Genomic DNA, 11,525 nt, shown 5'->3' with positions numbered 1-11,525 from the left:
TGCCGAGAGGCGGTACTGAGGCTGGGCCGCCGACGACTATCGTGGAATGGTGACTGAACCGAACCCCAGCGTCGAGCTGTCGACCTACGGCGTGGGGCCCTGGCAGGGCGAATTGCCCACCGAACCCCACTTCGATCCCGTGCTGCTCGAACGCGGCGACACCCGCAACGTTATCGACCGGTATCGCTACTGGAACATGGAAGCGATTGTTGCCGATCTCGACGTGACGCGTCATCCTTTCCACGTTGCCATCGAGAACTGGCAACACGACATGAACATCGGTTCGATCGTGCGCAGTGCCAATGCGTTCGGTGCCGACACCGTGCACATCATTGGGCGGCGGCGCTGGAACAAACGCGGTGCCATGGTCACCGACCGCTACCAGCACGTGCTGCATCATCCGGATGTCGCAGCCTTTGTGGAGTGGACTCAAGCCAACGACCTGCCGATCATTGCGATCGACAACGTGCCCGGCAGCGTCATCATCGAGACCTACGACATGCCCCAGCGCTGCGTGCTGCTCTTCGGTCAGGAGGGCCCCGGGCTGTCGCCCGAAGCCATCGACGCCGCGACGGATATCGTGGAGATCAGCCAGTTCGGTTCGACCCGTTCGATCAACGCTTCCGCCGCGGCCGCCGTAGCGATGCACAACTGGATCACTCAGCACGTGAGCTTCACGAAGTAGGCCCGCGCCGCTCGATCGGGCCCACCGCGCTCTGCTGTTAGCCTCCGACGACTACGTCGACGGGGGCGATGATCATTCGGTGGTGTCCGGCGATACGTGATTCGCCGGTCACCGTGAGCGATAGCCCGTCCGTTGCTGTGGCGCTTGACGTTCCGACGCTGAAGATCAGCTCGCCTGGCTCGACGACGCGCTTCATCTCGATGCCGGTGTAGGCACTGAGCTCGGGGCTGATCGTGAACGAGACGTGCGCAGCTTGGCCCGGTTCGAGGGAAACGCGCGAGAAACCGACGAGCTTCTGAACGGGTCGTGCCACGCTGGCAACGGGGTCGGAAAGGTAGACCTGCACTGTCTCGGAGCCGGTGACCGCACCAGTATTCTTCACCTCGACTGACAGCGTTGTCGTGCCGTCGACGTCAAGCGTTTCTGTGGCAAGGGCAGCCGGTGAGAGGGAGAACGTGGTGTAGCTGAGTCCGTGGCCGAAGGCGAACGCCGGTGAGGTGGACTGGTTCGAGATCTTGTCGATCGTGCGGGTGAGCGGCGCTCCCAAGTAGAGGTGTTGTCCGCCGCCCGTCGTGAGGGGAATCTGTACGGGAAGCTTTCCCCCGGGATTCACTCGGCCGCTGAGTACGCCGACGATAGCGCCAGCGCCTTCCTCGCCCGGGATGAAGGACTGAACAGCAGCGCGCACGCGGTCACCATAGGTGAAGGCGTAGGGGCGTCCGCTGTTGGTGACCAGAATCACTGACGCTCCGGTGTCGAGCACAGCATTCACGAGTGCAGCCTGCGAACCCGGCAGCGCGAGATCGACGGCGTCGCATCCTTCGCCAGAGGTTCCGCGGCCGAACATTCCGGGCAGGTCGCCCACGGTCAGGATGACCAGGTCGGCGTCTTTGGCCAGTTCGACAGCTCGCTCGAGGTTGCCCGTCTCCGGCCCGAGAATGCTTGCGCCAGCCTCGTGGGTGACGGTCGCGTCGGGGAACTCGGCGCTCAGTGCGTCGAGGAACGACGGCACCTCGATGCCCAGTCCGAATTGCGGGTAGCGCGGCAGCACGTGCACGGGGTACGAGTAGCAACCAAGCAGCGTTCGTGGATCAGCGGCCATCGGGCCGAGTACGGCGATGCGACCCGAGAATTCGGGAGCGAGGGGCAGAAGATCGTCATCGTTGCGCAGCAGCACGATGGATGCTTCCGCCACTGTGCGAGCGAGGGCGCGGTTATCAGCGGAGTCGAGTTCGATTACTCGACCGTGCGTTTCGGGGTTCTCGTCGAGGAGACCCAGCTGGGCTTTCTGCAGCAGCACACGATGAACCGCGCGATCGACAAGAGCTTCGTCCATCTCTCCGGAGCGCACCGCTTCGACGAGCGGGGGAAAGCACATGCCGTTGGGGAGTTCGACATCCATGCCGGCCGCGAGCGACAGCGCGCCAGCAGAAGCGGCGTCAGCGGCAACCCCGTGGGCGCTGGCGAGGAAGGCGATGGCCCAGTAGTCAGAGATGACCGTTCCGGTGAAGCCCCACTCGTCGCGAAGGAGCCCGGTGAGGAGCGCCCGATCGGCGGCAATGGGAACGCCGTCGATGTCGCTGTAGGAGTTCATGACCGAGCGCACGCCGCTGTCACGCACGGCAACCTCGAACGGCACCAACATCACGTCAGCGATCTCGCGTGGACCAGCCGAGACGGGGGCATGATTACGCCCCGAGGCAGACGCGGAGTAGGCCACGAAGTGCTTCAGCGTAGCGATGAGGCCACTGGCTTCCAAACCGCTGGTGTAAGCGGAACCGACGGCGGCCACGAGCACCGGGTCTTCGCCGATCGTTTCCTCAACGCGGCCCCAGCGGTAGTCGCGCACGACATCCAATACCGGTGAGAGGCCCTGATGTATCCCGAGAGACCGAAGGTCGGCGCCGATCGTTTCGCCCACCTTCCTGGCAAGAGCGGGATCGAAGGTTGCACCCCATGCAAGAGGGGCGGGATATACCGTCGCCCCCAATGAGTTGACGCCAGTGAGGCATTCTTCGTGGGCAATAACGGGGATGCCGAGTCGCGAAGCATCCACGACCAGTTGCTGCTTTTCTTTCAGCCGTTCCGTGACTTCAGAAACAGTGCCGGGTTCAGTGCCGATGACGCGGGTGAAGTGACCGAGCCCGAGAGGGGCAACCTGATCGAACGGCGGACGGGTGGCGCCGAGAGTGTCCTGCATGGGCGCTACGACTTCACCAGCGCCACGCTTGTCAAACCAATAGCCGACGAGTTGCGCGACCTTTTCTTCGAGCGTCATTTCCTCCAGCGCCGCAGTTGCGCGCTGCTCGTCAGAGAGCGACGTGTCATGCCAGGCGGCAGCGAGGGGGGAAGAAAGGGGAGAGGTCGTCAAGAGTGGTTCCTGTCTGAAGGCGGTGCCGTTGATTCACGGACGACGAGGCGGGTAGCGAGTTCGATGTGGTGGGAGTCGAGATGCTCACCGGCGGAGAGCTGCTGAACGGTGCGAAGAGCCACCCGGCCGATGTCTTGCAACGGCTGATAGACACAGGTCAGCGGGGGATTTGCCCACGACGCAACATAGGTGTCGTCATAGCCAACAAGGCTCAGGTGCTCGGGAACGCGAATGTCTAGCTGGCGCGCAGCTTCCAGCACACCCATTGCTTGCGCATCGCTTGAGGCAACAATGGCGGTGGGGCGATCGTCGCGACTGAGCAGCTCGTGGGCAATGCGTTCAGCCGCATCGTGGTCGAAGCCCGTGTGGCTGATGAAATCATCCGGGACAGCTATGCCTGCGGCATCCGCTGCGGACCGAAAGCCATCGACGCGGGCACGAGCGCTGAGTGATTCAGCCGGGCCGCCAATGATCGCAATGTTTCGGTGGCCGAGGCCAATGAGGTGCTCCGTCGCGCTGCGGCCCCCGATCCAGTTGGTGGAGCCGACCGAAGCGACCGACGAACCGTCCATGCGGAGAGGGTCGATGAGCACGATCGGCAGAGCTGACCGAGAGATTGCTTGATGGGTGGCCTCTGACATATCGACTGTGAGGATGATGGCCCCCACGCGCCCCGATCGATTGAGTCGGCGAATCACCTCCTGATCGGATTTGTGGGGGCTGGGGCGAAAACGGCCGACGACTACGTCGATTCCAGCGTCTTCGGCAGCGAGGGTGACGCCGCGCAAAATTTCCATGGCGTACGGACTGGTGAGTTTGTCGACAAGAAATTCAATCGTCGGTGCTGCGGCAGCGCCGCGGGGGCGACCGGCGCCGTACCCGGTTGCTTCAATAGCGACTTCGATTCGAGCGCGTGTGGATGCCGCGACGTCGCTGCGGCCGTTGAGCGCTTTTGAGGCGGTAGCGATAGAAACGCCGGCATGTTGGGCGACGTCGTTCAGCGTCGGCCGCTGTGCTTTCGTGCTTTCCATGGTGCTCCTAGTGTCGAGATCGAAAGACTATCCAAGAACTCGAAAACTTTCAATGACTCGTTCACATCAGTTTGCTGCATTCCGCAACAAATATTTGACAGTGCCCGCGTTTTCGCCATAGTGTGACTCACGAGACACCGAAAGTGCTTCGAAACATTTTCGAGAAACAACTCAACGAAGAGAAGTGGGACACATATGTTGCGGGCCAAAAAACAAAGATTTATGACTGGCGTTGCGGTGCTAACAGCGGGAGTTCTCGCGCTCACCGGATGCAGCGGCTCCGGTAGCGACGGCGGCTCTTCGACGGCAGTCGTCTGGGGCGTAGAGGGCGGGCAGTCAGCCTCCTACGAAGCAGCGGTTGATCGTTGGAACGAAACCAACCCCGACAGGCCTATCGAACTTCAGATGTTCGGAAACGACGGCTACTCCGACAAGCTCCGCATCGCTCTCGGAGCAGGTCAAGGGCCCGACTTGATGTTCGGCTGGGGCGGCGGAGTACTCGAAGGCTACGTCGACGCCGGCTACATCGATCCCATCGAAGATCCCGAGATCACCGACCGCTATCTCGATGCAGTGAACGACAACGCCACCTTCGATGGTGCGGTGTACGGCGCCGCCATCAACAACATCCAGCCCGTTGTCATCCTGTACAACAAGTCCGTGTTCGAGGAAGTGGGAGCTACTCCTCCTGAATCGTGGGACGACCTCATGGATCTCGTTCCGGTCTTCAACGACGCCGGCGTCGCGCCGATCGCGTTGGCTGGAGCGAGCAAATGGCCGCAGCTGCCGTACATCTCGTACCTGGTCGATCGAATCGGTGGCCCCGAGGTCTTCGACGCGATTGTCGCCAATGAGCCCGACGCCTGGTCAGATCCCGCTATCGCAGAATCGATCGACATGATTCAGGACCTCGTCAAGGCTGATGGCTTCAACTCAGACTTTGCTGCACTCGACTACGGAAGTGGAGCTGCGGATGCACTGCTCTACACCGGCAAGGCTGCAATGATGGTCGCTCTTTCTCAGGCCTACTCCAACATCCAGACCAAGGCTCCTGATTTCGTCGCCAGCGGCGATCTGGGCTACGTCACCTTCCCCACGGTTGGCTCAGGCTCGGGAGACACCACCGACCTCGTCGGCAACCCGTCGAACTACTGGTCGGTAGCATCAGCGGCGACAGACGCTCATAAAGCGATTGTCACCGACTTCCTGGCGACCGAAGTGATGAATGACGCCTACATTGGCGAGGTCCTCGAGCGCTCTGCCGTTCCCGGGGTAAGCGACGCGAAAGATCTAATTGACCAGCGCGACGACGCCGACTTCCAGTCGTTCGTCTTCGATCTGTCGGATGACGCCGCGAACTTCCAGCTCTCCTGGGATCAGGCACTATCACCCGCTCAGGGCGCCGAACTCACGGTTCAGCTCGACCGAGTGTTCCTGCAGGAAATCGACGCCGACGAGTTCATGCAGCTCATGAACGCGACAATCAAGTGACGACCGTAACAACGACGACGGGGAGCATCCGTGCTCCCCGTCGTGGGTCGGCGCTCGCTGCTAGACAACGGTCAGGCGGGCCGTCACTCTGGTTCTTGCTTCCCGCAGCGCTCTTGTTCGGTGGCTTCGCCATCCTGCCGTTGCTCGGGGCAGTAGTTCTGTCGTTCACGCAGTGGAGCGGGCTCGGCACGCCGCAGTGGCTGGGAGCCGACAACTGGCTCTGGTTCGTCACCGACCCCGTGACCTACACGACGCTCGGCATCACGTTCGCCGTGATGTTCGGAAGCCTGCTCGTTCAAGGCCCGATCAGCATGCTCCTTGGAGTGTGGATCGCGCGCTCGGGAGGGTTCCGATCCTTCGCCGGACTCATCTTCTTTGTTCCGCTTCTGCTCTCGTCGGCGGCGGTAGCACTTGCCTACAAGAACTTGCTCGACCCGAACTTCGGACTCTCCACACAAGACGGCTTCGGATGGCTCGCGCATAACTGGCTCGGCGATAAGAACACGGTGCTCATCATGGTCATTCTGGTGATCGCGTGGCACTTCGTTCCCCTTCACACGCTGCTGTACCAGGGCGGTGTGCGTCAGATCCCCGCTTCGCTTTATGAGGCGGCATCGATCGACGGTGCTGGCAAAATCATGCAGTTCTTCACGATCACCGTTCCGCAGTTGAAGTACACCATCGTGACGTCATCCACGCTGATTATGGTGGGATCTTTGACCTACTTCGACCTCATCTTCGTGATGACAGCCGGTGGGCCGGGATACGCGACACGCGTGCTGCCGCTCCACATGTACCTCACCGGGTTCCGCTCGGCAGAGATGGGCAAGGCAAGCGTGATTGCCACGGTTCTCGTGCTGATTGGGCTCGTGCTTTCGCTTGCGCTGACGCGCTGGAGCGGGTTCTCGAAAATGAAGAGTCAACAGGAGGGAATGTAATGAGTACCACCACTTCAGTGGATCCCGTGCGGGTCACTGCACCACCCGTTACTGCACCGCCGACTAAGTCTGCGCCCGTGCGCCGGTGGCCATCGCTCTTCAGTAAGCACACCAACATTCCTGGCGGTCTGGGTGGCGCGCTCTGGCTGCTTATCGTTGTCATCCCTCTCTATTGGGTTCTGACCACCAGTTTCCGCAGCAGCACTACCTTCTTCTCCGACGCACCGTTGTCGCTTCCCTCCGAGCCGACGCTCGCCAACTATGTCAAGGTCTTCGACTCGGGCTTCTTCGGCTACTTCACCAACTCGGTCATTGTGACGATTGCGGCCGTCATCATCGCGGTATTTGTCTCCCTGTTGGCGGCGTACACGATTGCACGGAACACCCACGTCGTGTCGCGGACTGCATTTTCGCTGGTGTTGCTCGGCCTCGCCGTTCCGCTCCAAGCGGCAATCATCCCTATCTTCTACATGCTTTCTCAGATGGGGCTTTACGACACTTTGCTGGCCCTGATCATTCCGTCAGCCGCCTTCGCGATTCCGATCACCATTGTCATTTTGGTGAACTTTCTCCGGGACATCCCGGGCGAGCTTTTCGAGTCGATGCGTCTCGAAGGTGCTACGGACTGGATGATGCTGTGGAAGCTTGTGCTTCCGCTGTCGCGTCCGGCCTTGATCACGGTCGGCATCTATAACGCTCTGGGCGTCTGGAACGGATTTCTCTTTCCGCTGGTGCTCACTCAAAGCCCATCCGTGCGGGTTCTTCCGCTTGCGCTGTGGAGCTTTCAGAGTGAACTCACGGTGGACGTTCCCGGGATTATGGCCGCAGTGGTCATGTCGATGATCCCGATTTTGACCTTGTACATCTTCGGGCGTCGACAGCTCGTTGCAGGCTTGACGGCAGGATTCGGAAAATGAGCGACAATTCAGCAGCAGATTCAACGTATGCCTCGAGCGCATCGTGGCCCATTGCCGCTGCGATGCTTCCCTTCGCGGCGAGCCAGGATGCTAGCCCCGAGGCGTGGTTTGATCAGCTCGCGCAGGTCGCATTCGAAGGTATCGATAGCGTCGATGTCACCGACAACTGGGTGCAGGCGGGCGATCTTTCGTCGGCACGACTCGAGGAACTGTCGGCCGTTATTGCAGAAGCTCACCTTCGACCGATTGCAATCTCAGCAATACGCCGAAGCGTGATCGACCCGGTGGTTGGCGACGACAACCTCGCCTACAGCCATCGCACCCTCGACGCGGCTGCCAAGCTTGGCATCCCGCTGGTGAGTTTCGGGCTGCACCGACCACTCTTGCCAGGACAAAAGACTTCGCAGTGGTTCTGGACCGAACCCGGGCCAGTCGACGATCAAGACGACGCGACCTGGGATCTCGCGACCACGCGCATCCGCGAACTCGGCTCGCACGCCGCCGACCTCGGAATCGCGGTCTCACTGGAGATGTATGAAGACACGCTGATCGGCACTGTCGATGGCGGCCTTCGACTCGTCGAGTCGGTAGGGCTTTCCAACGTCGGCCTCAACCCCGACCTCGGCAACATGTACCGACTGCATCGCGATATCGAGGACTTTCTCGAAGCAAGTGCGCGCTGTGCGCCGGTGTCGAACTACTGGCACGTCAAGAACTACTTCCGTGATGAGGACCGCGAGCGCGGCTTCGTTACGACGGTGCCGGCTCCCATGGAGTTTGGTTCGATGAACTACCGGGCCGCCATCACTTCCGCGATCGCAGCAGGGTTCGCGGCACCGTTCTGTGTCGAACACTACGGCGGCGACGGTCTCTCCGTCGCGGCACGCAACGCGGACTACGTGCGACGCATGATTGCGGTCGCACTCGGAGAAGCACGCACCGCCGTGCGCGGACTGGAGAGCTGAAAATGACAAATGTGACGGTAATCGGCCTCGGCGCGATGGGCCTGCCCATGGCGACCCACTTGACGAAATCCTTCGACGTGAAGGTGTACGACATCAACCCCGTTGCGCTTGAGAAAGCCGCAGAGGCCGGGGCTATGCCGGCGTCGTCGCTCGAACAGGCAGCGGATGGTGCCGACGTCGTCGTTCTGATCGTTCGCGATGCCGCGCAGCTCGACACGGCGCTCTTCGCAGCGGGCGGCGTCGCTGATGCGCTTCAGCCAGGGTCAGTTGTCGTCATCACGTCGACCGTTGGTGAGACCGCCCTGGTGCGCTCCGCCGATCTCCTTGCCACTCGGGGCATTCTCTGTGTGGACGCCGCCCTTTCTGGCGGACCGGTTCGCGCGGAAACCGGCGATCTTCTCATCATGGTCGGCGGCTCGCCTGAGGCGCGGTCTGCAACGCAGCCGGTACTCGATGCGCTCGGTTCTACCGTGTGCGTCGTGGGCGACAAAGTTGGCCAAGGCCAGCAGCTTAAGGCGGTCAATCAGCTTCTGTGCGGCATCCACACTGCAGCGGCTGCTGAAGCACTTGCGCTGGCGCATCAGCTCGGTCTTGACCTCGACATGGTTATTGACGTTCTCGGCGCGGGCGCTGCCGCCTCGTTCATGTTCGCTGACCGTGGTCCTCGTATCGCGCAGCAGTTGCGCGGGGAAACCCCACCGCTTCGTTCGCGACTCGACGTGATCGGCAAAGACATGGGTATTGTCGGCGACGTTGCCCGCGAGCGGAAAGTCAGCGTTCCGCTGGCGAGCGCGGCGGAACAGTTGTATCGCATGGGCGAAGCAGCGGGACTTGCTGCAGAAGACGACTCGATCATCAGCACGCTCTTTGCTGCGAGCGACAAATGACCGTTCTCTTCAACGACCCTTCAGACTTTGCCGAGGATGCTCTCGACGGCTTTGTAGAGCTCTACGCCGATCGCCTGTCAGGAGTACCCGGTGGTGTGGTCGCCCATCGTCGCGGTGAGCCCAAGGTCGCTGTTGTCATCGGTGGCGGATCGGGCCACTACCCAGCATTCGCTGGCCTCGTCGGTCCCGGTTTCGCCACCGGCGCCGTTGTGGGCAACATTTTCACCTCCCCGTCGGCCGCACAGGTGTATTCAGTAGCTAAGGCTGCGAATGAGGGCCGTGGTGTGGTTCTGAGCTTCGGCAACTACGCCGGAGACGTCATGAACTTCGGAATCGCGGCTGATCGTCTGCGCAGCGAAGGCATCGATACGCGCGTTGTGCTTGTCACCGATGATGTGGGTTCCTCGCCCGAAGCAGATCAACGCCGCGGAATTGCCGGCGACTTTACCGTCTTCAAGGTGATGGGTGCCGCAGCAGCGGAAGGTCTCTCGCTCGACGAGGTTGAGCGTCTTGGCCGGGCTGCGAACGGCTCAACTCGCTCACTCGGTGTTGCATTCTCTGGATGCACGATGCCGGGTTCAGCCGAGCCGCTGTTCTCCATCCCGTCCGGCTCGATGAGCGTTGGGCTCGGAATCCATGGCGAACCAGGGGTGCGCGACGTTCCGCGGCTCACCGCCGATGAACTTGCTCGATTGCTTCTCGATGGTGTTCTGAGCGAACGGCCTGTCGGAGACTCGACCCGCGTCGCTGTCATCCTCAACGGGTTGGGAACGACGAAGTATGAAGAACTCTTCGTCGTGTGGAAGGCGCTTTCGCGATTGCTGAAGGATGCTGGTTTAGCGGCAGTGGGAGTTGAGGTCGGAGAACTCGTAACGAGCCTCGACATGGGCGGCTGTTCGCTCACGCTGATGTGGCTCGATGAAGAACTTGAGCGCACCTGGACAGCTGATGCTTACACTCCGGCCTATCGAAAGATCAGCGCGGGCCTCGACACGCTCGCCCCTGTTGAACCGGGAGCGGCATCGATCGCTCAGGCCTCCGCCCCAGAATCTACGGAAGCATCGCGGGCGCTGATGCCCCTGCTGGTGGCCGCAGTCTCGACCGTTCGCGCTGTCCTGCACGACAACGCCGTCGAGTTGGGCGACATCGATGCGGTCGCAGGTGACGGGGATCACGGCCGCGGAATGGTCAAGGGTATTGACGCCGCTGCAGGAATCGTCGATAACTCAACGTCGGGTGGCGTTGCGTGGAACCTCCGCCAAGCCGGGCGCGAGTGGGCCACCCGCGCCGGCGGAACCTCCGGAGTTCTCTGGGGTGCCGGCCTTGAAGCCGCAGCGGAAGCGATTCGCGATGACCGTCTTGAGTACGACGCCACTGTCGTAACGGACGCTGCCGAGGCATTCCTCGAGGCTATTCAGCAGTTAGGCGGAGCTGAGGTGGGCGACAAGACATTCGTCGACGCGCTCGTGCCGTTCATCCACACTCTCAAGCGCGAAGTAGACCGCGGTGAGAAGCTCAGCGTTGCCTGGAGTAACGCGGCCGCTGCTGCAGCACTAGCGGCAGCAGCGACAGAGAGCCTGACGCCCAAGAAGGGCCGGGCTCGACCACTCGCCGAGCGCAGCATCGGAACACCCGACGCTGGCGCAACCTCATTTGCGTTGATCGTTGGAGCACTCGCTCAACCCCGCACAGCCTGGAAGGCAGATTCATGAGCACTACGACCCCGCTGATCCGTGTCGTTATCGGTAGCGACGATGCCGGATTCGACTACAAAGAAATATTGAAGGCGGATCTCGAAGCCGATCCGCGTGTAGCCTCCGTCGTCGACGTCGGAGTCTCCGAAAGTGAATCGACGGCGTATCCGCACATTGCAGTGGATGCCGCTCGCCTAGTCGCCGCTGGCGAAGCCGATCGCGCTCTCCTCGTGTGCGGCACTGGTCTTGGCGTTGCGATCGCCGCCAACAAAGTGGAAGGAATCCGTGCGGTGACAGCCCACGATTCCTACTCCGTGGAGCGAAGCGTGTTGTCGAATAACGCCCAAGTGCTGTGCTTCGGTCAGCGCGTCGTCGGGCTCGAGCTTGCGCGACGCCTTGCGCGGGAGTGGCTTGGATACACCTTCGACTCGTCGAGTGCCTCCGCCGAAAAGGTCGCAGAGATCGAACGCTACGAACTGCGTCCCTCTGTCTGATTAGCGGTTTCCCGCACATCCGCCACTCGCCTCCCGGGCTCAGCGGCATAAC

General features: G+C 61.5%; 9 protein-coding genes and 1 pseudogene. 8 read left to right on the top strand and 2 right to left on the bottom strand.

All coding sequences use genetic code 11. From position 1 onward, the window contains the following. The first annotated feature begins 46 nt into the window (after nucleotides 1-46). Entirely contained in the window at nucleotides 47-685 is a 639-nt protein-coding gene (locus ESZ53_RS08660; RefSeq protein ID WP_129072457.1) for a TrmH family RNA methyltransferase, read from the top strand. A 37-nt stretch (nucleotides 686-722) separates the two neighbouring features. On the opposite strand, the gene ESZ53_RS08655 is transcribed toward ESZ53_RS08660, so the two are convergent. Beyond that, nucleotides 723-3,056 (bottom strand): glycoside hydrolase family 3 N-terminal domain-containing protein, encoded by a 2,334-nt coding sequence (locus tag ESZ53_RS08655; protein WP_129072456.1) that lies wholly within the window; start codon nucleotides 3,054-3,056, stop codon nucleotides 723-725. Continuing rightward, nucleotides 3,053-4,087 carry a LacI family DNA-binding transcriptional regulator gene (locus ESZ53_RS08650; RefSeq protein ID WP_129072455.1) on the bottom strand — a complete coding sequence of 345 codons (1,035 nt, stop codon included), beginning with the start codon at nucleotides 4,085-4,087 and terminating at the stop codon, nucleotides 3,053-3,055. The genes ESZ53_RS08655 and ESZ53_RS08650 overlap by 4 nt, the downstream gene beginning before the upstream one ends. Nucleotides 4,088-4,309: 222 nt before the next feature. Between ESZ53_RS08650 and ESZ53_RS08645 the strand changes: the two genes are divergently transcribed. The 7 genes and pseudogenes from ESZ53_RS08645 to ESZ53_RS08615 all read left to right on the top strand — a co-directional run bounded on the left by ESZ53_RS08645 (nucleotide 4,310) and on the right by ESZ53_RS08615 (nucleotide 11,473). Continuing rightward, complete coding sequence (locus ESZ53_RS08645; RefSeq protein WP_168187212.1) at nucleotides 4,310-5,578, top strand: extracellular solute-binding protein; 1,269 nt, start codon at nucleotides 4,310-4,312, stop codon at nucleotides 5,576-5,578. After that, nucleotides 5,575-6,516 (top strand): carbohydrate ABC transporter permease, encoded by a 942-nt coding sequence (locus tag ESZ53_RS08640; RefSeq protein WP_129072453.1) that lies wholly within the window; start codon nucleotides 5,575-5,577, stop codon nucleotides 6,514-6,516. Before ESZ53_RS08645 ends, ESZ53_RS08640 begins: the two co-directional genes overlap by 4 nt. After that, nucleotides 6,516-7,433, top strand: coding sequence for a carbohydrate ABC transporter permease (locus ESZ53_RS08635; RefSeq protein WP_210403783.1), 918 nt, complete (start codon nucleotides 6,516-6,518; stop codon nucleotides 7,431-7,433). The genes ESZ53_RS08640 and ESZ53_RS08635 overlap by 1 nt, the downstream gene beginning before the upstream one ends. Further along, nucleotides 7,430-8,398 (top strand): sugar phosphate isomerase/epimerase, encoded by a 969-nt coding sequence (locus ESZ53_RS08630; protein ID WP_129072452.1) that lies wholly within the window; start codon nucleotides 7,430-7,432, stop codon nucleotides 8,396-8,398. Before ESZ53_RS08635 ends, ESZ53_RS08630 begins: the two co-directional genes overlap by 4 nt. After that, nucleotides 8,368-9,285 (top strand): annotated as a pseudogene (locus ESZ53_RS08625) (NAD(P)-dependent oxidoreductase); the annotation flags it as partial. The gene ESZ53_RS08630 and the pseudogene ESZ53_RS08625, both read left to right, overlap by 31 nt. Next, nucleotides 9,282-10,997, top strand: a complete 1,716-nt coding sequence (locus ESZ53_RS08620; protein ID WP_129072450.1) for a dihydroxyacetone kinase family protein — start codon at nucleotides 9,282-9,284, stop codon at nucleotides 10,995-10,997. The pseudogene ESZ53_RS08625 and the gene ESZ53_RS08620, both read left to right, overlap by 4 nt. Continuing rightward, nucleotides 10,994-11,473 carry a ribose-5-phosphate isomerase gene (locus ESZ53_RS08615; RefSeq protein ID WP_129072449.1) on the top strand — a complete coding sequence of 160 codons (480 nt, stop codon included), beginning with the start codon at nucleotides 10,994-10,996 and terminating at the stop codon, nucleotides 11,471-11,473. Before ESZ53_RS08620 ends, ESZ53_RS08615 begins: the two co-directional genes overlap by 4 nt. Nucleotides 11,474-11,525 lie beyond the last annotated feature (52 nt).

Origin of the sequence: Salinibacterium sp. UTAS2018, from assembly GCF_004118935.1 — a bacterium.
Taxonomy (GTDB): domain Bacteria; phylum Actinomycetota; class Actinomycetes; order Actinomycetales; family Microbacteriaceae; genus Rhodoglobus.
This window is presented reverse-complemented; position numbering and strand designations above follow the sequence as displayed.